Genomic DNA, 23,633 nt, shown 5'->3' with positions numbered 1-23,633 from the left:
CGTGCCCAGCCCCGACAACAGGATTGAAATGGTTGAGGTGGGGGCCCGCGATGGCTTGCAGAATGAGCCGCGCATCTTGTCCACCGAACATAAAATCGCCCTGATCGAAAAGATGATCAAAGCCGGGTCGAAGCGGATCGAGGTGGCGAGTTTCGTTCATCCCAAACTGGTGCCGCAAATGGCCGATGCCGAAGCGGTGGTGGCGGGCCTGCCGCCGAAATCCGCCGTGGGGGCTGATGTCACCTATGTGGGGCTGGTGCTCAATAAACGCGGGCTTTTGCGGGCGCTTCAGTGCCGCAATGCCGGCCATGGCATCGATGAAGTGGGCTGTGTGGCGGTGGCCAGTGATGGCTTTGGCGAGAAGAATCAGGGCATGGGCTGGCAGGCTTCGGTGGACAGCGTGCGCGATATCTGCCGGATGGCGCATCAGGAAAAAATCGGCGTGCAGGCGACCATTTCCGTGGCTTTTGGCGATCCTTTCGATGGCGCGGTGCCGATGGCGCGGGTGATTGAAATCGCCCAGGCCATTGCCGAAGAAAACCCCCGCGAAATTGCCCTGGGCGATACCATCGGCGTGGCCGTGCCCGCACAGGTGACAGAGCTGTTTGAGCGGCTGGCCGAAGCGGTGCCGGGCATCCCCCTGCGCGCCCATTTTCACAATACCCGCAATACCGGCATTGCTAATGTGTGGGCGGCCATCGGGGCGGGGGTCCGGATCATTGATGCCTCATTGGGGGGATTGGGGGGCTGCCCCTTTGCCCCCCGGGCCACCGGCAATGTGGCCACCGAAGATGTGGTTTATCTTTTGCAGCAATCCGGGCTCGAGAGCGGCCTTGATCTTGATGAGCTGATCCATGCCGCCCATTGGCTGGAACAGATCATGGAAAAGCCGCTGCCCTCGATGCTGGCGCGGGCGGGCGGCTTTCCCCAAGCGCAAAGCGCCTGATCATGGCCTTTTGAGTGCGAGCCCAAGGGGATCAATAGCGATCCACCTGATGGCCTTTGTCCTGCAACAGATCGATCACGCTTTGCGTGCCCACCAGATGGCCCGCCCCCACGGCCACGAGATGGGTGCCCGGCTGATCGAGCAAAGCTTCAATCGCGGGCAGCCAGTTGCGATTTCTGGTATAAAGCAGCTTGTCCGCCAGTTCGGGGTTTTCTTCCAGCCCATCGGTCATCAGCTCGTTGAGGCTGTCCAGATCGGCGGTGAGCCATGCCTCTTTCAAACGCTCGAAATAGCCCTCCAGATCATCGATCTGATCCAACCCTTCGCGGATGAAGGCGGCCTGGGCTTCATCCGATAAATCGGCAAACAGGCGCAGTTGATCCTCGGGTTTTTCAAGGCCCGCAATCTCGATCCCGCGCTGGGTGGCGATCTGCCCCAAAAGATGATCAACCCCGAATTGCGGCATGAAACCCGCCTGCATGGCCGAAACCACGGTGATCTGCAAACCGGCCATCCACGGCTTCAGGCGATCCATGGCCTGCGTTGGGATGCCGCGCTTTTGAAAGGCGGCGGCCAGCCGGGTATAGCTTTCTTCCGGTAGATGATTGGACAGCTGATCATCGGGGCCATAAAACCCCAAAGACTGCACAAGGCTTTGCATTTTGGGTGAGGCCATATCCTGGGGCGTCAGTTCAAGGGTCAGCGATGTGGCTTCATTGATGATATCGGTGATCGTCTCGCTTTGCCATGGGGTGTCGGCCTTCAAAAGATGAATGGTGCCCAGAAAATAAACGGTGCTGTCGTCATCGGCCATCGTCCAGATTGCCGGGGCGTGCGGCACCTGGTCTTGAGCCTGGGCTTGGGCTGTGGCCATAGACAAGGCGACAAAGGCCAGAACGCCGGTGGCGATGCGGGCAAGGCGCTTCAATGAATTTCGGGGCGAAAAGCCATCGGTCAAAGCCGAGAGTGAGCGGAGGATCTGCATAGGAGTCTCCATGGGATTGGGATGGAGTCTCTTTTAACGCGAAAAAACCTCTGTTGCCTAGGGCCAGCAGGAATATCTGATAAAATGATGGCGCATCTCTTGCACTTTGGAGGGGCAGGCTGTATAGGGCGTGTCTTCGATAGGAACGATGGGTGGTCCGGCTTTGTGAGGGCATGCCGTGGCGACCCGAAAACAGCACAGGATGTGATCTGCACATCAAGTCTGAAAGGAGTGCAAAATGCCCAAGATGAAAACGAAGAGCGGCGCCAAAAAGCGCTTCAAACTCACCGCCAACGGCCATGTGAAAGCAGGTCAGGCCGGCAAGCGCCATGGGATGATCAAGCGCAGCAATAAGCAGATTCGCAATCTGCGCGGCACCGATACCTTGTCGGATGCCGATGCGAAGATCGTCAAGAAATTCATGCCCTACGCTGGTTAAGCGGACGAAGGAGAAGCACTATGGCTCGTGTCAAACGCGGCGTTACCACCCACGCCCGCCACAAAAAAGTCATCGATCAGGCAGCCGGTTTTCGCGGCCGCCGCAAGAATACCTTTCGCACGGCAACGCAGGCCGTGGAAAAATCGCTGCAATATGCCTATCGTGATCGCCGCACCAAAAAGCGCAATTTCCGCGCTTTGTGGATTCAGCGCATCAATGCGGGCGTGCGGGCCTATGGCCTCACCTATGGTCGCTTCATGCATGGCCTGAAGCTTGCCGGGATCGAGCTTGATCGCAAGGTTTTATCCGATCTTGCCATCCGCGAAGTCGATGCCTTCAAGGCTTTGGTCGATCAGGCCGAGGCAGCCCTTAAAAAGGCAGCGTGAACCGGGCTTAGGACCCGATCCTTTACGCCGTCATCAAGGGGCTTCCCGGCCGGGAAGCCCCTTTTGCCGTTTGTCCCTTTATGGCTTATAAGCGGTCGCGGGTTCCTTCAGCGCTAAAAGCCCCCTTTATCAAGCATCAAGCGAGCATCCTTATGAACGAGCAGTTGGAAAGCAGCCTTTTGGCCGAAATCGAAAGCGCCGCATCAAGCGATGCCCTTGAGGCCGTGCGGGTGAAGGCTTTGGGGAAAAAAGGGCTCATAACCCTTGAGATGAAAAAGTTGGGCTCCATGTCGCCCGAAGATCGGCGGGCAGCGGGACCGGCGCTCAATCATCTGAAAAACAAGATTGCCGACGCCATCGCTCTTCGCAAAACCACCCTTGAAGACGCCGCCATCAATCAAAGGCTGGCCGCCGAGGGATGGGATATGACCCTGCCCATCAGCCCCCGGGCACAGGGGCGGATTCATCCCATCACGCAGGTTCTTGAAGAATTGTCGGAAGTCTTTGCCGATCTGGGCTTTGCGGTCGCCGAAGGCCCGCATATCGAGGATGATTTCCATAATTTCACGGCGCTCAATATCCCCGAGCATCACCCCGCCCGCCAGATGCACGATACCTTTTATATGCGCCCCGATGAAGCCGGGGTGCGCAAGGTGCTGCGAACCCACACGAGCCCGGTGCAGATTCGCACGATGCTGGCGCAAAAGCCGCCCATCCGCATCATCGCCCCGGGCCGCACCTTTCGCTCGGATTCGGATGCTACCCACACCCCGATGTTTCATCAGGTGGAAGGCCTGGTGATCGACCGTGATATTCATATGGGCCATCTGAAGGGCTGCCTTGAAGCCTGGCTCAGCGCCTTTTTCGAGGTGGATCGCGTGATCATGCGCTTTCGCCCCAGCTATTTCCCTTTCACCGAACCTTCGGCGGAGGTGGATATCAATTGTGCATGGCGCGATGGCGAACTGATTGTGGGCGAAGGGGATGATTGGCTCGAAGTTCTGGGCTGCGGCATGGTCAATGCCCGGGTGCTCAGCGCCTGCGGGCTTGATCCTTCGGTCTATCAGGGCTTTGCCTTTGGGGCGGGGCTTGATCGGCTGGCCATGCTGAAATATGGGATGACCGATCTTCGGCCCTTTTTCGAGGGTGATAGCCGCTGGCTCGATCATTATGGCTTCGCGCCGCTGGACGTGCCGACCCTCGCCGGTGGACTTTCAAAAGGGCTTGCAAAATGAAATTTTCGCTTGGATGGCTGAAACAGCATCTGGAAACCGATGCCAGCCTTGAAATCATCGCTGATAACCTCACCCGCATCGGGCTGGAGGTGGAATCCATTGATGATCCCCGGGTGGCGCTGGCGCCATTCAAGGTGGCCCATGTGATCTCGGCCGAACCCCATCCCGATGCCGACCGCCTGCGTGTGTGCAAGGTGGATACCGGTGCCGGGATCATTCAGGTGGTGTGTGGTGCGCCTAATGCCAAAGCCGGGATGAAAGGTGTTTTTGCACCGCCGGGATCTTATGTGCCGGGGATCGACCTGACCTTGAAGCCCACGAAAATCCGTGGCGTGGAAAGCGCGGGCATGCTGTGTTCGGAGCGGGAAATGCTGCTGTCGGATGAGCATGACGGGATCATCGAACTGGCCCCCGATACCCCTATCGGTGTGTCTTTTGCGGAAATCGCCGGGCTTGATGATCCGGTGATCGAAATCGCCATCACCCCCAATCGCCCCGATGCCTTGGGCGTTGCGGGGATCGCCCGCGATCTGGCGGCGGCCGGTTTAGGGCGGGTGATCACCCCCGCCATCGACGTGATCGAGGGCGATTATCCCTGCCCCATCGCCATCGAGATTGATGCCGCGGAGGCCTGCCCGGTCTTTGCCGGGCGGCTGATCCGGGGCGTGCGCAATGGCCAAAGCCCGCAATGGCTGCAAAACAGGCTGAAGGCCATCGGCTTGCGACCGATTTCGGTGCTTGTGGATATCACCAATTATATCACCTTTGATCGCGCCCGGCCCCTTCATGTTTATGATGCGGCGAAAATCGGCGCGCCCGTGCGCGTTCGTTTGGCTCAACCCGGCGAAAGCGTGGCAGCCCTTGATGGCCAAAGCTATGAGACGCGGGGCGGCGAATGTTTGATCGCCGATGAGAACGGCCCCCTGGGCTTTGGCGGGGTGATCGGCGGATCGGCATCGGGCGTTTCGGATGAAACTGTTGATGTGCTGGTTGAATCCGCATGGTTCGAGCCGGTTGGGATCGCCCGCACCGGACGGCTGCATGGCCTTGAATCGGATGCCCGCTATCGCTTTGAGCGCGGGGTTGATCCCACATCAGTGCGCTGGGGCCTTGATCTTGCGACCAGAATGATCCTCGATCTGGCAGGCGGCAGCCCAAGCACGGTGGTGATGGCGGGTCATCCGCCCGCAGCCCATAAAGCCGTGTGCTTTGATCCCCAACGGGTGGCTTTATTGGGGGGATTGGATGTGCCCAGAACGCGATCGCGCGAGATTTTGGACCGGCTTGGTTTTAGCTGGCGCGATGAAACGGATGGCGTGGTCATCGATGTGCCGGAATGGCGCCCCGATATCGATGGCGAAGCCGATCTGGTGGAAGAAATTTTGCGCATCGAAGGCTATGACAAGGTCCCCTCCACCAGCCTGCCACGCCTGGTCGATGTAGCGCGGCCAACCCTCAATCTTGCGCAGACACGGGCGGGGGCGGTCAAGCGCCGTTTGGCTCATGAAGGATTGTTTGAAGCGGTCACATGGTCGTTCATGGAAAGCCGGGTCGGGCGGATTTTCGGTGGGTCGGATCGGCTTTTGCTGGAAAATCCGATTTCCTCCGAGCTTGATATGATGCGTCCGTCCATTCTCCCCAATCTGATGCAGGCGGCGGCCAAAAACCGTGATCGCGGGGTTGAGCAGATCGCTTTGTTCGAGGTTGGCCCCGATTATCAGGGGCTGGAGCCAAAGGATCAGCGGCTGGTGGCCGCCAGCCTGCGGGCGGGCCAAAGCGGGCCGCGCCATTGGCGCACCAAGGTGGGTCCGGTGGATGCCTATGATGCCAAGGCCGATGCTTTGGCCGCTTTGGAAGCGGCGGGGGCGCCGGTGGATAATCTGCAGGTTTTTGGCGAGGCCCCGGGCTGGTATCATCCCGGCCGTTCGGGCACCTTGCGTTTGGGGCCAAAGCGGATATTGGCGGCTTTTGGCGAAGTTCATCCCCGTATTCTTTTAGCGCTCGATCTGAAAGGCCCGATGGTGGGCATGGAAGTGTTTCTGGATGAAATCCCGCAGCCCAAGGCCAAATCGGGCCGCGCTCGTCCGGCTTTGCAGCGCTCGAATCTGCCGGTTGTCTCCCGCGATTTCGCTTTTCTGCTCCCGCGTGAGATGCCTGTGGCTTCTCTTGTGCGGGCGGCGCGCACTGCCGATAAGGTCCATATTACCGGCATCGATGTTTTCGATATTTATGAAGGCAAGGGGATCGAACCCGATCAGAAATCGGTGGCCATCGCCGCCCGGCTGCAACCTCTTGAAAAAACCTTCACAGACGCGGATATTGAAATCATCGCTGGCAAGATCATCATGGCCGTGGAAAAAGCAACCGGGGGCATCCTTCGTCGCTAAGAAAGTCCTAACTATTTTCCATGATGATAGTGGGTATAATACTGTCACGCCCAAGGACAGGCAGATGTAGCAAGCAGAACGGGAAAGCGGCAGGTTCTTATTCAAAATGGCGACAGCCGGGCAAAACAAGGCGGTACGATCCGTGCCGTTCAAAATATGGCTGAAAGCTTGGTGGGAAGGTTATGATCCTGTCGAGTTCGCGAACTATCTGGATAAAAAGCGCGCCGCCGCGGCCCCGCCGCCGGCAGCGCCTGCTGCGGACCACAAGCCCAAATCCCCCCCCCGGGACGCGCCATCCGATGTCACCCCCGATGATCTGGAGCTTCCCTTTGATCCCTGGGATGCCAATCGCATTGAGATAGCCCAATATATCTGGGGTGAAGGCTATTGCGGGCCGGGTGGCCCCGAACATATCATTTCCATGTGCAAGCTTTTGGCGCTTTCGCCGGAAATGAGCCTGCTTGAAATCGGGGCTAATCTGGGCGGTCCGGCGCGCACGCTGGCCGATAAATATGGCACCTGGGTCACGGGCTATGAAACATCCGAGCGGCTGGTCAAGCTCGCCAATGAAAAATCCCTGATGGCGGGCCTCGCCAAAAAAGCCGATATCAGGCATTATTCAACCGGGTCTGCTGAGGGATTTGGCCGTCATTTTGATCGGGCCCTGGCCAAGGAAAGCCTTTTTACCATTGAAAACAAAGCCAATATTCTGGGCCTTGTGGAAGAACATCTCAAGCCATCGGGCCTTTTTTTAATCACCGATTTCGTGCTGGGCTCTGATCAGGTCTCGGGCAAGGAAAGCTTCCGCACCTGGCGCGACAAGGAGGCGGAGAAACGCCGCCCCTATATGGTGACAGCGCAGGAACTGGCGGGGCTGGTAAAAAAAGCGCGATTCAATGTGCGGGTGAATGAAGATGTATCGGCCACCTATATCGATCTGATCAATCGCGCATGGGCAGGTGCCGATAAGGTGGCGGCGCAATTAGCCCGAAAAGAAGATAGCGAAGATCTGTTGAAGGCGCTTTTGAAGGAAGCCGAATTCTGGTCGAACCGCGCCCGGATGCTGGAAAGCGGCGATCTGCGGCTGTGGCGCATTCTGGCCAGCAAGCGTTCCGAAAAGCCATCGATGCTATCGGATTGGTGACATCGCACAAATCGTCTTCCTGATGATGATCGCACCTTGGCGCGGCGGGCGATGGGCGCTATATCACGCTCCATGACAAAACTTCAAAATATCCGAAATTTCGCCATCATCGCCCATATCGATCATGGAAAATCCACCCTTGCTGATCGCTTGATTCAGGAATGCGGGGGATTGACGAGCCGCGAGATGAAAGAACAGGTGCTCGATTCCATGGATATCGAGCGCGAACGCGGGATCACCATCAAGGCGCAGACCGTGCGTTTGGAATATCGCGCCCGGGATGGCGAAACCTATATCCTCAATCTGATGGATACGCCCGGCCATGTGGATTTCGCTTATGAAGTCTCGCGCTCCTTGAAAGCCTGCGAAGGATCGCTTCTGGTGGTGGATGCAAGCCAGGGCGTGGAAGCGCAAACTCTGGCCAATGTTTATCAGGCCATCGAGGTGGATCATGAAGTGGTCCCGGTTTTGAACAAGATCGATCTGCCTGCGGCCGAGCCCGAACGGGTGCGCACCCAGATCGAGGATGTGATCGGCATCGATGCCTCGGAGGCGATTTCCGTGTCCGCCAAAACCGGTGAGGGGGTGGTGGATGTACTGGAAGCATTGGTGCATCGTCTGCCCGCCCCCAAAGGGGATATAGCAAAGCCCCTGAAAGCGCTTTTGGTGGATAGCTGGTATGATCCCTATCTTGGGGTTGTGGTGCTGGTCCGGGTCATCGATGGCCAGATGAAAAAAGGCATGATGATGCAGATGATGGCCACCGGGGCCGAGCATCCGGTGGATCGCGTAGGAATTTTCAGCCCGAAGAAAACCCCGGTGGAAAGCTTAGGCCCGGGCGAGATCGGCTTTATCACCGCCGGCATCAAAGAAGTGGCCGATACCAATGTGGGCGACACCATAACGGAAGCGAAACGACCATGTGAAAAGGCTCTTCCCGGCTTCAAGCCCTCACAATCTGTGGTTTTTTGTGGTCTTTTTCCTGCCGATGCCGCCGATTTTGAACATCTGCGCGACAGCCTCCATAAATTGCGCCTGAATGATGCCAGCTTTGAATTCGAGGCGGAAAGCTCGGCCGCCTTGGGCTTTGGCTTTCGCTGTGGATTTCTGGGGATGCTGCATCTGGAAATCATTCAGGAACGGCTTTATCGTGAATTCAATCTCGATCTCATCACCACCAGCCCCTCGGTGGTCTATAAGATCCACAAAACCGATGGCAGCTTGATCGAATTGCACAATCCCGCCGATATGCCCGAGGCGGTCCGAGTCGATCATATCGAGGAACCGTGGATTGAAGCCACCATCATGCTTCCTGATGAGCATTTAGGGGCGGTTTTGAAATTATGTGAAGATCGCCGGGGTATCCAGAAACAGCTCACCTATGCCGGTGCTCGCGCCATGCTGATCTATGAATTGCCCCTTAATGAAGTGGTTTATGATTTCTATGATCGGCTGAAATCGGTGAGCCGCGGCTATGCCAGCTTTGATTATCACATGAAGGAATATCGCCGCAGCGATCTGGTGAAGTTGTCGATCCTTGTTAATGCCGAGCCGGTGGATGCACTTGCTATGCTGGTCCATCGCAGTCAGGCGGAAAGCCGGGGTCGGGGCCTGTGCGAGCGTTTGAAAGATCTGATCCCCCGGCAGATGTTCAAAATTCCCATTCAGGCGGCTATTGGCGGCAAGGTGGTGGCCCGGGAAACCATTTCCGCCCTACGCAAGGATGTTACGGCCAAATGTTATGGGGGTGATGTGTCGCGCAAACGCAAGTTGCTGGAAAAGCAAAAAGCCGGAAAAAAGCGCATGCGCACCTATGGTAAGGTGGATATTCCTCATGATGCCTTTATTGCTGCTCTCAAGATGGGGGATTCCTGATCCTGACCGGGTTTTCTGACCTTTATGCTCAATGCTGATTTCGATTGTTTAGTGTTCTTTAATATCAATTTGGCATTCTTTGGGCAGAATTGATGAACACGGCAAGCATCCACCCACCAAGGGTCGTGTTTGCGGGATAATAGCAATTGGGGTCAACTGCATGTTTTCTGGGCTGAAGTGGAATCGGGAGCAGGTCTCTGCTTCTCTCACAAAAATACTGACCATCCGCAATTCCTTACTGGCAATCGTCGGTCTTTTGATCATTATTCTGGTTTTCGATGGCGTCATGACCGCCATGGATGCCATGAAAAATCAGCGGGAAGCATCGCTTCAGGTGGATGTGGGGGAAACCGTTGATCAGATCACCACAGCCAAGTTGGCTTTGGCGGTGGAGCGGGGGGCATCGGGCACGGCTCTTGCCTTTGAAAGCGTCCCGGATCGTCGTTTTCGCGATATGATCACCGAAGAACGGGCCCGCTTTGATCAGGCCTATGGCGCTTTCCGTCAAAAACTACAGAATTTGCCCGATTATGAAGGCAAAGAGGCCCTGATATCGGCAATGCAGGATGCCTATTCAGCCTATATGGCCGTTCGCCCCGCCGCTGATACCGCCATGGCTCAGATCGCGCAATCCCGCGAAAGCCGCATCGATCGCACCGTGGGGACCGCCATCACCGATCTGATTGATCGGCTGCGCGATGTCCGGCTTTCGGTCACCTATAGTTTCCCCCCCAGCGAGCCTGCGGTTCAGGCCAGCGGGCAGCTTAAATATCTGCTTTGGCGGATGCAGGAATATGCCTCGCGCGATTGGGCAACCATTGGTGAATCCATGGCTTCGGGCCAGCCCTTGTCCAGCCTGATGCTGCAGATTGTCACCGGCTATACCGGGCAGGTGGAAGCGGCCTGGCAGGATATTCAAAGCCTTGTCGATAGCTCCCTCGTTTCAAATACGCTGGAATCGCGTCTTGATGATGTGCGTGCTGCGTTTTTCGATCAATTTGCCATGGATCGCGATGAGGTTTATGCCGCTGCGGAATTAGGCGAACCCGTTCCCTTCACGGCTCTTTTGTGGATTGAAAAAGCGACCAATGCCGTGGCGCCGGTACAGACTTTGGCACTGGAAGCCGGAAAGCTTGCCCAGATCGAACTTCAGGATAATGAATCCCGGGCCTCATCAGAATTCTGGAACTCCATGTTCTTGTTGTTCTTCACTCTGGGCCTTGGCGCCGTTTCCTTCTGGCTGGTGGTCCAGCGTGTGGTGGGGCCGATCGTGGGTCTGTCGCGGATCATGAAAACGCTGTCTACCGGCAATCTGGATGTGGATGTGCGCGGCACGGAACGTAATGACGAAGTCGGCGAAATGGCTAAAAGCGTGCAGGTGTTCAAGGACAATGCCATCGACAAGATCCGCTTGGAAAAAGAGCAGCATGAAGCCGAAGAGCGTCAGCGCATCAAAAATGAAGAAGCCGAGCGGGTGGCCCGTGAACGCGAAGAAAAGCAGCGTAAGCGGGAACTGGAACTGGAAGAAGAACAAAGAAAAGCGCGTCAGGCCGAGATGTTGGAATTGGCCGATAGCTTTGAAGCTTCAGTGATGAAGCTGGTGGATAATCTGAGCCAGGCCGCAGGCGAGATGGAAGGCGCCGCACTGGGCCTGACGGAAACCGCAGAGGACAATGCCGGCCGTGCCAAGGTGGTCTCAACCACCGCGGACCATGCCACGAATAGCCTGCAGATGGTGGCCAGTGCCGCCGAGCAGCTTTCGGCCAGTGTTCGTGAAATCGCTTCGCAAACCAACCAATCCAGCACATCGGCGCGGGATGCCGTGCAGCGCACCGAACGGGCCTCGGGCGATATTCGCGAACTCGTCGATGCCGCTCAGCGCATCGGGGATGTGGTCAATCTGATCAATGATATTGCTGATCAAACCAATTTGCTGGCGCTGAATGCGACCATCGAAGCCGCCCGTGCCGGGGAAGCCGGTAAAGGCTTTGCGGTAGTGGCGAGCGAAGTGAAATCCCTTGCCACCCAAACGGCCAAAGCCACCAATGACATTTCGGAACAGATCTCGGGCATGCAGGATGCCACCAAGAAAACCGTCGATGCTATCGAGGCGATTCGCCTGATCATCTCGGAGATCGATACAACGGCGGTGTCGATTGCCTCGGCTGTTGAGGAACAGGATGCCTCGACCCAGGAAATTGCCCGCAATGTGGCCGAGGTTTCCGCCGGGGCACAGGATATTTCCCGCGATATGGCCAGCCTGAATGAGGGAGCGGCCAGCAATGGCGCCGCCGCCAATCAGGTTCTGGGCTCGGCCAAATCCTTGAGCCGCGAATCCGGCGAATTGCGCAGCCAGGTGGAACGGTTCCTCGAATCCATCCGCGCGAGCTGATCAAATACGAAAGGCGTGGGGGCAGTCATTCCCCACGCCCCCGCCCTCAATTCAATATGACCCTAGATACTTCTAATCCCTAGAGCGATTTCGAGCGGAGTGGACTCACGACGCGGCAAGGTTTTCGCGGTCAAACAAATATTTAGAGCATTTGATCCGATCCACTTTGATCGGAAAATGCTCTAGGCTTAGCCCCGGATGGCGGGAAAAGACGTGGCCGGGATCGCCAGCAGGCCGGGATATTTAAGCATTCCGAAATGATTTTCATGCGAACCTAAGGTGGTGAGCACGATTATTTGCGGGATCATATATTTTTGTGGCAATTTTAGCCTCTTGCTATCGGCATCCACTGAACGGGGTTCGGCCCGGCATGTTCAAAGGCTTTATCAAAGGCTTTTTGGGTCTCCTTTTAGTGCTCGGCGGCCTTGTGATTGGGCCCCTGCAAACGACATGGGCGCAGCCTGCTGTGCAATCGGAAACCATTGCCGCGCTTGCCACCCAAAGCCCCGAATTGCCCGACCCCGCATCGGCCTCATCCTTATTGGCGGCTGCGGTCACGCTGCGCGACAGCAATCCGCTTTTATCTCTTGATCATGCCGAAAAGGCTTTGGCGCTTTTATCAGCCGCACCCATAGATGAAAGGGGCGCCTTATCGCCCCTGAAGGTCAGGGCGATGGCCCTGATGGCCCGGGCTTATGCCCGCATGGGCCGGTTCATCGATGCCCGTGACTATGGCTTGAAAGCATCCGATCTGGCCCTGCTCGAAGGGGTGGAGGGGCCCGATCTGGCAATGGCTCAGGATTCTCTGGGTACGGCCTATACGCGTCTTGGCGAGATGGATATGGCGGTGATCAGCCTGCGTCGCGCCCTTGATATCCGGCGCAAGCTTGGTCAGGAATCGGGCATCATCGAATCCCTGACCAATCTCGCCACCGTGCATGCTTTGGCAGAAGATCTGGAGGAGGCGCGAACAGGGCTGGTTGAAGCTTTGGAAAGGGCGCGGGCCTATGGCGATCTGCTGCTCATGGCGCGGCTTTTTGTCAATTTATCATATGTGATGCTGGAATCCGGGGATGCCGAAGAGGCTCTTGTGCTTTTGCAAGAAGGACGCCGTGTGGCCCTGACTGCGGAAAGCCCGCTTTATATCGCCCACAGCTTTCATAATACCGGCGAAGCTTTGGTTGATCTGGGCCGCTATGACGAGGCGATCCCCTATCTTGAAAAAAGCCTTGAAGTCTCTGAAAGCCTTAATCTTTTATCGATTTCGAGCGATAATTATGCCTTCCTTTCGCGCATTGCCCTTGATCGGGGCGATCTGGAAAAGGCACAGAGCCTTGCAGAAAAGGCTTTGGCCATTGCCCTTGAAAGTGCCGATAATAAGCGTTTGCGCGATATTCATCTTTTACTCAGCGATATTGATCGCCGCGCCGGTCGCCTGCAATCGGCATTGGATCATATGGATGCCCATCTGGCTTTGAAGGATCAGATTTTCAATCGCGAAAGTGATTACCGCCTGTCTTTGCTGCAAACGGAATATGATCTGGCGGATCGCGAGCAGGCCATTGCCGATCTGAATCGCGAACAGCGGATCAGAATGGATCAGCTGGAGCGCGAAAAATTCATTCGCCAGATGGCCGGGATCGGCGTGATTTTTCTCTTGCTGATCTCGGCGGGCCTTGCCATCAGCCTGCGATCATCGATCCGGGCGCGGCAGGAAGCGGCCCAAAAGGCGATGGAACTGGAGCAGGCGAAAGAAGCGCTGGCTAAAGCCAATAAAGCCAAAAGTGATCTGCTGGCGGTGACATCCCATGAACTGCGAACGCCCTTGAACGGCATTTTGGGGGGAGCGCAGATTTTGTTGAAAGCCGATCTGGATGAGGCCCATAAAAAACATCTGACCGCAATGTATCGTTCGGGTTCGGCGCTTTTGTCGATTTTGAATGATCTGCTCGATAGTACGAAGATTGAGGCCGGGCGGATCGAACTCAAGGTGGAAAAGGTCGATATTCGGGCGCTTTGCGATGAATTTCAGGATTTCTGGGCCCCCAATGCCCGGGAAAAGGGGCTGTCCTTCTCGATCAGCACGGCATCCGATGTGCCAACGCATCTGATGATCGATCCCGTGCGGATTCAGCAGGTGCTTTATAATCTGATTTCCAACGCCATGAAATTCACCGAAAGCGGGGGCATCGATATAGAGGTCGATCTTATTGATGCTACGCGCCAAAATAACCAAAAAAACGGGAAAAAGCATTTACGCCTGATGGTCGAAGATAGCGGCCCGGGCATTTCACCTGCCATGCGTGATCATCTGTTCGAGCAGTATAATCATGGCGAGCTGGGAACCGCCGGGGGATTGCGGGGCACCGGGCTTGGTTTGCATATCTGTTTCCAATTGGTTTCCAGAATGGGTGGCGAAATCGGCTTCGACAGCGAAGAAGGCGTGGGCAGCCGCTTCTGGTTCACTTTGCCATTTGATTGCGCTGATCAGGCTGAGGGGCCATCGGCTGATGATCGCAAAAAAAGCGCACCCGTATCCGCTAACGCCCCCTCAGCCGAATCGGCATCTAAAGCTTTTTGTGATAGTGCCCAGAAGGCATCCGCAGTGAAGCCCGCGCCGGTTTTATCTGAGCGGATCCGGGTGCTGGTGGCGGATGATAATCAGCTCAATCAAAATTTGATGGCGGCCATTCTGGAAGGCTGGAATGTAGATTTTGAAGTGGTGGCCGATGGCGTGGAAGCCCTGGATCGGGTGAAGCACGGTCCTTGGGATATTATCCTGATGGATGCCAATATGCCTAATATGGATGGAGTGGAAGCGGCCCGCGCCATTCGGGCGCTGGACAACGGGCGCGCCGATATTCCGATCATCGCCCTCACCGCCAATGCCATGGAGGAGGATAAAGAACGCTATGTGGATGCCGGGATGAATGGCTATGTGGAAAAGCCGATCAATCTTTCGGTTCTGGCGCGGGAAATCGGCCGCTTGACCGGGGCAACCCTCGATGCTTGAAAGGCGGGCTTTGGGCTGTGCCTGAATTTTATATGAAGCCGCACTTATAAGTTGACAGCATTTTTCAGATGGCCATATGGTTTGATTGTGAAAAACTTGGAAACATATCCGCCCATGGGGGCATGTCTGCGCTGGGGGCAAAGGCTTTTGCTGGCCGCCCTGCTTTTGCGCGCCCTGATCCCTGTGGGCTATATGCTCAATTATTCTTCACTCATAACGGGTGAAAGCCTGATCGTTTTGTGCCCCACCGGGCTTGAGGGGCTGGTCGAGGGCACGGCCTTCGAATCGGTTCTAAGCGATCATGGCCATCATGGGGCCAATGATGGCGAAGGCGTGGTTCACCGTGATGTGGCCCCTTGCGTGTTTGCTGCTTTGGCAGCGCTTTTGCTCACCCTTTCGATCCTGTGCTTTATCCTCGGCTTTTGGCCCGCCCTCCGCGCTTGGGTGGCCCCTCAGTCTGTATTGGGTCGGCGCATCCTCATCAATCCCCGGCATCCCGCCCGGGCCCCTCCCGTTTTTGCATGATCCTCTTCTTTTAGGGGGTGTCTGCACGCCTGTGGCGGCGGATGCTTTGATGCAAAAACAAAGGATCATTCAGCAGCCTGTTAGGCCGCTAGGATCCGTGCGGGATAATGACGATGGACCAGTGCTATTTAAAGACGCTGCGGCTAGATGCCAGCGTTCAAGAGACTTTTTTGCGAAAAACGCGGCGTGCGCCCTTTTATGGGCTTTTGGCCAGCCTTTTGCTCCAAGGCCATATGGCGAGAGCGGAAACCGAAACCACGTCCTTATCGGATGCGGCTGCTGAAGATGACAAGAGCCGCTCGATTGTTGAGGAAATCATCGTCACGGGTGGACGCTCCGGTTCGATGACGGCGCCGTCATTGGAAGAGGCGCGGCGGGCGATGGCGCGGATTCCCGGATCGGTGGATCTGGTGGCCGAAGAATCTTTCGACAATCAATATGTGGAGCATCTGGGGGATATGCTCAGAATGACCCCGGGGGTATTGGCACAGGAGCGGTATTCCGAAGAAATCCGCCTGTCGATCCGGGGCTCGGGCCTGAGCCTGAACAATCATCTGCGCGGGGTCGAGCTTCTGCTGGATGGCACCCCGATCAATTTCGGTGATGGCTTTGGCGATTTTCAGGAAATCGATAGTCGGCTGGTGCGTTATCTTGAAGTGTTCAAGGGCGGAAATGGTCTGAAATATGGGTCGGCCACCTTGGGCGGGGCGATCAATATCGTCAGCCCCACGGGCCGCACGGCGCGCTCTGCCAATAGCCTGACCCTTGAGGGCGGCAGTTTCGAGACGGCGCGCCTAACCGGGACTTTGGCCCGGGCGGGCGAAAATTATGATGTTTTTGTCGGTGCGTCCGGGGTGCATTCCAATCAGTTCCGCGATCACAGCACACAGGTGACCGGCCGTTTCAACACCAATGTGGGGATCAAATTATCGGAAGGCGTGGAAACCCGATTTTATCTGATCGCCAATCATATCAATCAGGAAATCCCCGGTTCGCGAACCGCTGAGGAGTCTTTGACGAATAGAAAAGGCGCGGTCCCCAATAATATCACCAATGATTGGGCGCGGGATATCCGCTCACTGCGGCTCATCAATAAAACCAGTGTCCAGATTGGCGCTGCGGGCCAGCTTGATTTCGGTGCCTGGGGCACTTTGCGTGATCTGGATCACCCGATTTTCGTGTTCATCGATGATGAAACCACGGATGTGGGGCTTTTTGGTCGCTATAGCGATAGCCGCATCCTTGCGGGCCTGCGCCATGATCTGAGCATGGGCATGACCGTGCGGCGCAGCAACACCGATAATGATTGGTTTGTCAATCTGGCGGGAAAGCGTGGCCCGCAGATTCAATCCACCGAAAGAAAAGCCGGGCATCTTCAGGCCTATGTGGCGGATCAGATTTATCTTACCCCCAGCTTGGCCCTGGATCTGGGGGTGCAGGCCTTTGTCACCACGCGGGATTTTACGGATAATTTTGTTGCCAATAATGATGACAAAATCACCTATTCCGCCGTTAATCCCAAAATCGGTGTGCTGTGGGATGTGATGGAAAGCGGCCAGATCTGGGCCAATGTCACCCGCAGCGCCGAACCGCCCAGCTTTTCAGAATTGATCCAAAGCCCCATTCTGCGCTTTGTGCCTTTGGAAAAACAAACCGGCTGGACCGGCGAGATCGGCAGCCGCGGGGCGCTGGGGGCTGTGGCTTGGGATCTCACCTTCTTTCGCGCCTGGCTCAATAATGAAATGCTGAGATTTGCCGTGGATGGCAATATTCCGGCCAATACCTTCAATGCCGATGATACGGTGCATCAAGGGATCGAAGCCGGATTACATTGGACGGCGCTGAGCGGGTTATTCGCCCGCGAAGCCAGCCGGATCATCATTGAGGGTGCCTATACCTTCAGCGATTTCTTTTTTGATGATGACGCGCAATTTGGGGATAATCAGCTTCCCGTTACGCCGCGCCATCTGTTCAATGGGGAAATCCGGCTGGAAGAACCCGATCGCTATCATATCGCCCTCAGCCTTGAATGGGCACCGAAAGCGCCCTTCGTCGATTTTGCCAATACATTAAGGGCCAGCGATTATGCCGTTTTTGGGGTGAAGGGCGGAGTGACTTTAAGGCCCAGTCTCGAATTCTATGCCGATATTCAAAATATCACCGATAAACGCTATCTGGCGACCTTCTCGACAGTGATCGATGCGCAGGCCCCCGGAACGGCGCTCAATGTCTTCACACCCGGTGACGGCATTGGGGTTTTTGCAGGCATTAAAGCAAGGTTCTGATCATGAAGGCATTCAGTTTCAAATGGCATCATCGCATCACCTGGATAGCCGGGGTGGCGGCCATTTTGTGGGGTTTGTCTGGTTTATCGCATCCCATCATGGTTTGGATCTCGCCAAAGCCTGCGGCTTTCGCCCCGCCCGTTTGGCCATTGGATCTGGCAGGGGCGCTCAGCCCCGCCCAGATCATGGAAAAGGCCGGTGTCGAGAATGCCTTTGAACTGCGTGCCGTCGCTCTTCGTGATCAAAGCTATTATCTGCTGAGGGAAACGGCAGATAAGCCTCGGCGGCTGTTTGATCCGCGCAGTGGCGCCGAGGACAATAGGGCGGACCGGGCCAGGGCTATTGCTCTGGCCCGGCACTATAGCGGCGATCAGCAAAGCCCTGTAAAAAGCAGCGTCTATCTGGCTGATTTTACCGCTGATTATACTGAAAATAATCGTTTGTTGCCGGTTTGGAAAATTGCCTTTGATCGCTCAGATGATCTGGTGGTTTATGTGGATAGCGGCAGCGGCAATCTGGCCACCATCGATCATAAGCACCGGCGGCGTTTTTCAGCCTTTTTTACCAATGTGCACCTTTTGGCCTTTTTGCCTTCTGGTGCGGAATGGGTGCGGCTGGTGCTGATCGGGGCTTTGGTGGGCAGTTTGTTTTTCGCCTCGGCGCTGGGGGTTTCGCTGATTTTTTTCATCCGCCGTAAAGCCGGTTCAAGCCGGGCGCGATCCATGCACCATCTGCTGGCTTATGGCGCGGCGATCCCGGCTTTGATGTTTTCGGCCAGCGGATTTTATCATCTGATCCAGTCATCATCCCTTTTGGATGCCCAAGAACCCTCTGTGCCGCCCGCAATGCTGAGCCGGGCAGAAATGGCCGGCATCGATCCGCGCCATTTGATAACCATTCCCCCAGAGCATGATGGCGGGGGGCAGCAGGTGGTGGGGGCGATGGCCGTACGCGCGGAAGATGGCACGATTTTATGGCGTTTGGCCCTTAGCCCGGCGGGGATGTCTGGCAAGGGAGAAGCTGCTGAGATGCACGAACACGCCCATCATGATCATAGCGCGGCGACATCCGCGCCCCCAACACGGTCGGCTCTGTGGGTGCGCGGCGATGATGGCCAGCCGATCCTGGATGCGGGCGAGGCCATCGCCCGGGTTTTGGCCAGCCGCGCTGTGGGAGTGGATCATCAGAGGATCGACACCGTTGAGCCCGTGGCTCGCTTTTCAGCAGATTATGGCTTTATCAATAAGCGCCTGCCGGTTTGGCGGGTTGCCTTCAAGGATAGCGATTTGCCCCGCATTTTTGTGGATGCTGCCGATGGGGTGATCGCCGCACGCAGCACGGCTGCCGATCGATTCGAAAGCCGGGTGTTCAGCTTCGTTCATAAATGGGGGTTTCTCAATTGGATGGGCCAGAAACCCCGCGATTTGGTGATCATGTTTTTTGTATCGCTGATTGTGCTGACGGCGATTTTTGGCTGGATCCTGCAAATGCGCCGGTTAAAAACCAGGCGCAGATAAACGGCCGAAAAAGGGGGGCATTGCTGCTTTTTCCCCCATAACACTTGATTCCGATCAAAAGCAGGCGTTGAGTGACGGCTATACTGCATTCATCAATCACTTTTACGAAAGGATGAGAGCATGGCCGATCAACCGCTTTATATCATTGGTGTCGATGGCAGCGATTGCAGCAAAAGGGCTGTGGAATTCTGCGCCCGCCATGCGCAGCAGACCGGGGCCAAACTGCTTTTGGCAACCATTGTGCATTGGTCGGGTTTTGCCCCCCTCTCGGTGGAAGAAGCTATGCGCCGCCCCATCGATAAGCAACAGGAAGAACGGGTCGCCCGGGAAACGGTGCTGGAACCCTTGGTGAAGCTGGCCAATGATTTAGGGGTGGAGCCGGTGGAAACCTATTATAGCTGGGGGCACCCCGCCCATAGCCTTGCGCAATTGGCAAAAGAGCGCCAAGCTGAGATGATTTTTGTCGGGCGCCGGGGCCATTCCGCCTTGAGCGATCTGCTCTTGGGGTCAGTCGCCAATTCGCTTGCGCATATATCGGATGTGCCGGTTGTTCTGGTTCCGTAACAAATAGATCGAGGATGAAATTTCATGCATGATGCCGTGATCGTTTCCACCGCCCGAACCGCTATCGGAAAAGCCTATCGCGGGGCCTTGAACAATACGCCGTCCCCCACCCTTGCGGGTCATGTGATCAAGGCTGCGGTGGAGCGGGCGGGGGTCGATCCGGCAGAGATCGAGGATGTGATTTTGGGGGCCGCCCTGCAACAAGGCGTGCAAACCCCCAATATCGGCCGATTGGCGGCTTTGCGGGCGGGCTTGCCGGTGGGGGTGCCGGGAATGTCGATTGATCGCCAATGCGCTTCCGGCTTGATGGCAATCAGTGTGGCGGCCAAGCAGGTTCTGTTTGACGGACAGGCAATCGCCATCGGTGGCGGTGTCGAATCCATTTCGATGGTGCAAACCGAAAAATTCCGTGTCGAGCCTGATCTGTCTTTGGTCGAGATGCATCCGGCGGCCTATATGCCGATGATCGATACCGCCGAGATCGTTGCCCGTCGCTATGGGATCAGCCGCGAGGCGCAGGATGCTTATGCGCTGGAATCCCAGCAGCGCACGGCCGCCGCCCAAAAGGCGGGGCGCTTTGATGCGGAAATCGTCCCCTATACCGCCAATATGCTGGTCAAAAACAAGGAAAGCGGTGAAATTTCGGCGCAAAGCGTGATCTTGCAAAAAGACGAAGGCAATCGCCCGGAAACAACCTATGAAGGGCTGCAAAGTCTGGCGCCGGTACGGGGGCCTGATCATTTCATCACTGCGGGCAATGCCAGCCAGCTTTCCGATGGGGCCAGCGCCAGCCTGATCATGGATAGCCGCGAGGCAGAGCGCCGGGGCCTTTCGCCTTTGGGCATTTATCGGGGCATGGCCGTGGCGGGCACCGAGCCTGATGAAATGGGCATTGGCCCGGTTTATGCCATTCCCAAACTTTTGAAGGCTCATGATCTCAAGATCGATGATATCGGCTTGTGGGAACTGAACGAAGCCTTTGCGGTGCAGGCGCTTTATTGTCGGGATCGTTTGGGTATCGATCCCGATCTGTTCAATGTCAATGGCGGCGCGATCTCCATCGGCCATCCTTATGGCATGTCGGGCGCGCGGATGACCGGCCATGCCTTGATCGAGGGCAAAAGGCGGGGGGCGAAATTCGTGGTGGTAACCATGTGCATCGGCGGTGGTCAGGGGGCGGCGGGCCTGTTTGAGGTGGTGTGAAGGATGGTGCCTGTTCAGTTGGGCCGGTCGCGCCCGTTGCCATCCCTGTCGCGCGGGCGATCCTCTGAACGATCAGGGGCGCGGCCATGGCTGTTATGGTCGATGATGACCGGATAGCCACCCAAAGCGCCGCCGGGCGCATAATCAGCGCCAAATTCGGCCCCGGCTTCAGCACCCGGCAGGCTGCATTGAGGCTGCATGAGCGAGCAATTCCAACGCCAGCGGGCGGGCAGGCCGCGCGCCGGTTCGGCATTGGCATAGCCACATTCACAAACCCGATTGGCCTGACAGCTCAGCGCTCCTTCATATTGGGCGGTGCATAAAGGAATGCTTTGGGCGGGTGGCGGATCATCCTGAGCTGCAGCCAGTGGGTGGCCCAGCATCATCAGCAGCATGAAAAGGACAGTGGATTTGAACATATTCGGTCACTCCGCAGATCGATCAGATCCTTATTATATGGAATGATAACATTTAAGGTCTTAAATTCTGGTTTTGATTATGGCATAGCAAGGCTAGGTTGACAGATGGATTGTAAGCGCTGATGCCTTGGATCAAAACCATTGCGCCTGTTGATGCGAGCGGTGATCTAGTATCGATCTATGAATCCGTGGCGGATCATGGGCGCGTGGATGGCATTCTCATTGCGCAATCCCTGAAGCCCGAAACGATCAAGGGGCATGTGGCCCTTTATCGGGCTATTTTTGATGAACGCACCAGCCATCTGCCATTGTGGATGTTGCAGATGGTGGGGGTTTATACCAGCCTCGTGAATGGCTGCCCTTATTGTATTGAACAATCCTTTGGCGATTTGTGCCTTGCTTTGCATAATGATTGCCAGGCCCGTGATATTCGGGCAGCCTTGGAAGCAGGCTTGCCGCAAACCGCCCTTGAGGGCAAGGCTCTGGCGGCGGCGCATTATGCTGAAAAGCTGGCCCGCAGCCCGCGCGCCATGAAACGATCCGATGTTGAAGCCCTGCGCGACGCTGGCTTTGAAGATGCTGAAATTCTCGAAATCAATCAGGCGGTGGCTTATTTTTCCTATGCCAATCGCACTATTTTGGGTTTGGGGCTTTCCGATGATGATTTGTCCCCCACGCCCTTGCCGCAATCAGCCGCTGCCGGGCTGCGCGATGCGCCGGTCTAGGTCATTGACGCGCGGGCACTCTCAGCCTTTGCCCCTAGCCCTTTTTTCATCGCCCCGGGCTTGGTTCGGGGTCCATCTGGTCAAGGGCTGAGGGTGGGAAAAAGTGAACCCCGGCTCGGGGGCCGGGGTAACGATATTTGCGTGGTGCGATTGCACGCGAGATCAAAAAGATCAATAGCGATATTGATCGGATTTGAACGGCCCTTCGCGGCTCACACCCAGATAGGCGGCCTGATCCTCGCTGAGTTTAGAGAGCGAGACATTCAGCTTTTCCAGATGCAGCGCCGCCACCTTTTCATCGAGATGCTTGGGCAGCACATAAACCTTCTTTTCATATTGCCCGGTATTGTTCCACAATTCGATCTGCGCCAGCACCTGATTGGTGAAAGATGCGCTCATCACAAAGCTGGGATGGCCGGTGGCGCAACCCAGATTCACCAGCCGACCTTCGGCCAGCAGAATGATGCTTTTGCCATCGGGAAATTCGATCTCATCCACCTGCGGCTTGATATTGTTCCATTTCATATTGCGCAGGGAAGCCACCTGAATTTCATTATCGAAATGGCCGATATTGCACACGATGGCGCGGTGCTTCATGGCCCGCATATGATCCAAAGTGATGATATCCTTATTGCCGGTGGCGGTGACGAAAATATCCCCCAAAGGCGCCATCTGCTCCATGGTGCGAACCTCATAACCCTCCATGGCGGCCTGCAAGGCGCAGATGGGATCGATTTCGGTGACCACAACCCGCGCGCCCTGGCTGCGCAAAGCTTCTGCCGAGCCTTTGCCCACATCGCCAAAGCCAGCCACCACACAGGTTTTGCCCGCCAGCATGATATCGGTGGCGCGCTTGATGCCATCGGTCAGGCTTTCGCGGCAGCCATACATATTATCAAATTTCGATTTGGTGACACTGTCATTCACATTGATGGCGGGGGCCTTGAGGGTGCCCGCTTTCTGCATATCATAAAGGCGCAGAACGCCGGTCGTGGTTTCCTCGGTGATGCCTTTGATATCAGCCATCAATTGCGGATAATCCTTGTGCATGATGGTGGTCAGATCGCCGCCATCATCCAAAATCATATTGGGCTGCCAGCCTTTTTTGCCCTCGATAGTCTGGCGGATACACCAGTCATATTCCTCTTCGGTTTCGCCCTTCCAGGCAAAAACGGCAACCCCGGTGGCAGCAATGGCTGCCGCCGCCTGATCCTGTGTGGAGAAGATATTGCAAGACGACCAGCGGACCTCTGCCCCCAAAGCGGTGAGCGTTTCAATCAGCACGGCGGTTTGAATGGTCATGTGCAGGCAGCCAAGAATGCGTGCTCCCTTCAAGGGCTTTTGCGCGCCATATTCTTCACGCAGAGCCACAAGACCCGGCATTTCGGTCTCGGCCAGGGAAATTTCCTTTCGCCCCCATGCTGCCAGAGACATGTCTTTGACTTTGAAATCTTCACCGCTGCTCATCTGCTGCTCCTTCAAGCGTATTGTTCGTCATGTTTACAGGCCAGCCTTATAGCAATGCCCATGCCATGGGCACAAGATAAAGATATCTTTATATGAGAAATTTGGCAGGAGAGGCAGGGGCAACAG

18 protein-coding genes are annotated in these 23,633 nt (G+C 56.2%); 15 read left to right on the top strand and 3 right to left on the bottom strand.

The genetic code is table 11. The features are described 5' to 3' along the window. The first annotated feature begins 1 nt into the window (after position 1). Entirely contained in the window at positions 2–946 is a 945-nt protein-coding gene (locus tag QK300_RS04405) for a hydroxymethylglutaryl-CoA lyase (RefSeq protein WP_281300601.1), read from the top strand. Positions 947–977: 31 nt separating this feature from the next. On the opposite strand, the gene QK300_RS04400 is transcribed toward QK300_RS04405, so the two are convergent. Beyond that, entirely contained in the window at positions 978–1,931 is a 954-nt protein-coding gene (locus QK300_RS04400; protein ID WP_281300602.1) for a TraB/GumN family protein, read from the bottom strand. Positions 1,932–2,169: 238 nt separating this feature from the next. On the opposite strand from QK300_RS04400, the gene rpmI reads away from it, so the two are divergent. The 13 genes from rpmI to QK300_RS04335 all read left to right on the top strand — a co-directional run bounded on the left by rpmI (position 2,170) and on the right by QK300_RS04335 (position 20,896). Next, on the top strand, positions 2,170–2,370 hold the full coding sequence (gene rpmI, locus QK300_RS04395) for a 50S ribosomal protein L35 (RefSeq protein WP_042083485.1): 201 nt from the start codon (positions 2,170–2,172) through the stop codon (positions 2,368–2,370). Positions 2,371–2,390: 20 nt separating this feature from the next. Then, positions 2,391–2,756: a 50S ribosomal protein L20 gene (gene rplT, locus QK300_RS04390; RefSeq protein ID WP_281300603.1), complete on the top strand. Its 366-nt coding sequence runs from the start codon at positions 2,391–2,393 to the stop codon at positions 2,754–2,756. Positions 2,757–2,908: 152 nt separating this feature from the next. Next, the gene (gene pheS, locus QK300_RS04385; RefSeq protein ID WP_281300604.1) at positions 2,909–3,991 is read left to right on the top strand and encodes a phenylalanine--tRNA ligase subunit alpha; all 1,083 of its coding nucleotides are present in this window, start codon (positions 2,909–2,911) and stop codon (positions 3,989–3,991) included. Further along, positions 3,988–6,378, top strand: a complete 2,391-nt coding sequence (pheT, locus tag QK300_RS04380; RefSeq protein WP_281300605.1) for a phenylalanine--tRNA ligase subunit beta — start codon at positions 3,988–3,990, stop codon at positions 6,376–6,378. Before pheS ends, pheT begins: the two co-directional genes overlap by 4 nt. Before the next feature lie 142 nt (positions 6,379–6,520). Continuing rightward, positions 6,521–7,522, top strand: coding sequence for a methyltransferase domain-containing protein (locus QK300_RS04375; RefSeq protein ID WP_281300606.1), 1,002 nt, complete (start codon positions 6,521–6,523; stop codon positions 7,520–7,522). Positions 7,523–7,594: 72 nt separating this feature from the next. Then, entirely contained in the window at positions 7,595–9,397 is a 1,803-nt protein-coding gene (lepA, locus tag QK300_RS04370; RefSeq protein WP_281300607.1) for a translation elongation factor 4, read from the top strand. 160 nt (positions 9,398–9,557) lie between these two features. Next, entirely contained in the window at positions 9,558–11,789 is a 2,232-nt protein-coding gene (locus QK300_RS04365; protein WP_281300608.1) for a methyl-accepting chemotaxis protein, read from the top strand. Positions 11,790–12,159: 370 nt separating this feature from the next. Further along, positions 12,160–14,802: a tetratricopeptide repeat protein gene (locus tag QK300_RS04360; protein ID WP_281300609.1), complete on the top strand. Its 2,643-nt coding sequence runs from the start codon at positions 12,160–12,162 to the stop codon at positions 14,800–14,802. A gap of 114 nt (positions 14,803–14,916) precedes the next feature. After that, complete coding sequence (locus QK300_RS04355; protein ID WP_281300610.1) at positions 14,917–15,327, top strand: hypothetical protein; 411 nt, start codon at positions 14,917–14,919, stop codon at positions 15,325–15,327. Positions 15,328–15,497: 170 nt separating this feature from the next. Further along, on the top strand, positions 15,498–17,612 hold the full coding sequence (locus tag QK300_RS04350; protein WP_281300611.1) for a TonB-dependent receptor: 2,115 nt from the start codon (positions 15,498–15,500) through the stop codon (positions 17,610–17,612). A 2-nt stretch (positions 17,613–17,614) separates the two neighbouring features. Beyond that, complete coding sequence (locus tag QK300_RS04345; protein ID WP_281300612.1) at positions 17,615–19,129, top strand: PepSY domain-containing protein; 1,515 nt, start codon at positions 17,615–17,617, stop codon at positions 19,127–19,129. Positions 19,130–19,249: 120 nt separating this feature from the next. Then, on the top strand, positions 19,250–19,693 hold the full coding sequence (locus QK300_RS04340; RefSeq protein WP_281300613.1) for a universal stress protein: 444 nt from the start codon (positions 19,250–19,252) through the stop codon (positions 19,691–19,693). 24 nt (positions 19,694–19,717) lie between these two features. Next, complete coding sequence (locus tag QK300_RS04335; protein ID WP_281300614.1) at positions 19,718–20,896, top strand: acetyl-CoA C-acyltransferase; 1,179 nt, start codon at positions 19,718–19,720, stop codon at positions 20,894–20,896. A gap of 14 nt (positions 20,897–20,910) precedes the next feature. On the opposite strand, the gene QK300_RS04330 is transcribed toward QK300_RS04335, so the two are convergent. Beyond that, positions 20,911–21,315, bottom strand: a complete 405-nt coding sequence (locus QK300_RS04330; RefSeq protein WP_281300615.1) for a hypothetical protein — start codon at positions 21,313–21,315, stop codon at positions 20,911–20,913. A 122-nt stretch (positions 21,316–21,437) separates the two neighbouring features. Between QK300_RS04330 and QK300_RS04325 the strand changes: the two genes are divergently transcribed. Then, a complete protein-coding gene (locus tag QK300_RS04325; protein ID WP_281300616.1) occupies positions 21,438–22,040 on the top strand; it encodes a peroxidase-related enzyme in 603 nt (200 codons plus the stop codon). Positions 22,041–22,211: 171 nt separating this feature from the next. Here QK300_RS04325 and ahcY read toward each other — a convergent pair whose 3' ends face one another. After that, a complete protein-coding gene (gene ahcY / locus QK300_RS04320; RefSeq protein WP_281300617.1) occupies positions 22,212–23,507 on the bottom strand; it encodes an adenosylhomocysteinase in 1,296 nt (431 codons plus the stop codon). Positions 23,508–23,633 lie beyond the last annotated feature (126 nt).

This window comes from Iodidimonas sp. MBR-22 (assembly GCF_029946565.1).
Taxonomy (GTDB): domain Bacteria; phylum Pseudomonadota; class Alphaproteobacteria; order Sphingomonadales; family Rhodothalassiaceae; genus Iodidimonas; species Iodidimonas nitroreducens.
The sequence above is the reverse complement of the archived record's forward strand: the minus strand, read 5'-3'. Positions and strand labels throughout refer to the sequence as shown.

Bases quoted from the DNA above. Each gene is read 5' to 3' on its own strand.
- QK300_RS04365 (WP_281300608.1), top strand. From the start codon at position 9,558: ATGTTTTCTGGGCTGAAGTGGAATCGGGAGCAGGTCTCTGCTTCTCTC.
- QK300_RS04400 (WP_281300602.1), bottom strand. From the start codon at position 1,931: ATGCAGATCCTCCGCTCACTCTCGGCTTTGACCGATGGCTTTTCGCCC.
- rpmI (WP_042083485.1), top strand. From the start codon at position 2,170: ATGCCCAAGATGAAAACGAAGAGCGGCGCCAAAAAGCGCTTCAAACTC.
- ahcY (WP_281300617.1), bottom strand. From the start codon at position 23,507: ATGAGCAGCGGTGAAGATTTCAAAGTCAAAGACATGTCTCTGGCAGCA.
- QK300_RS04345 (WP_281300612.1), top strand. From the start codon at position 17,615: ATGAAGGCATTCAGTTTCAAATGGCATCATCGCATCACCTGGATAGCC.
- QK300_RS04325 (WP_281300616.1), top strand. From the start codon at position 21,438: ATGCCTTGGATCAAAACCATTGCGCCTGTTGATGCGAGCGGTGATCTA.
- QK300_RS04335 (WP_281300614.1), top strand. From the start codon at position 19,718: ATGCATGATGCCGTGATCGTTTCCACCGCCCGAACCGCTATCGGAAAA.
- pheS (WP_281300604.1), top strand. From the start codon at position 2,909: ATGAACGAGCAGTTGGAAAGCAGCCTTTTGGCCGAAATCGAAAGCGCC.
- QK300_RS04330 (WP_281300615.1), bottom strand. From the start codon at position 21,315: ATGTTCAAATCCACTGTCCTTTTCATGCTGCTGATGATGCTGGGCCAC.
- pheT (WP_281300605.1), top strand. From the start codon at position 3,988: ATGAAATTTTCGCTTGGATGGCTGAAACAGCATCTGGAAACCGATGCC.
- QK300_RS04340 (WP_281300613.1), top strand. From the start codon at position 19,250: ATGGCCGATCAACCGCTTTATATCATTGGTGTCGATGGCAGCGATTGC.
- QK300_RS04360 (WP_281300609.1), top strand. From the start codon at position 12,160: ATGTTCAAAGGCTTTATCAAAGGCTTTTTGGGTCTCCTTTTAGTGCTC.
- QK300_RS04355 (WP_281300610.1), top strand. From the start codon at position 14,917: ATGGGGGCATGTCTGCGCTGGGGGCAAAGGCTTTTGCTGGCCGCCCTG.
- rplT (WP_281300603.1), top strand. From the start codon at position 2,391: ATGGCTCGTGTCAAACGCGGCGTTACCACCCACGCCCGCCACAAAAAA.
- lepA (WP_281300607.1), top strand. From the start codon at position 7,595: ATGACAAAACTTCAAAATATCCGAAATTTCGCCATCATCGCCCATATC.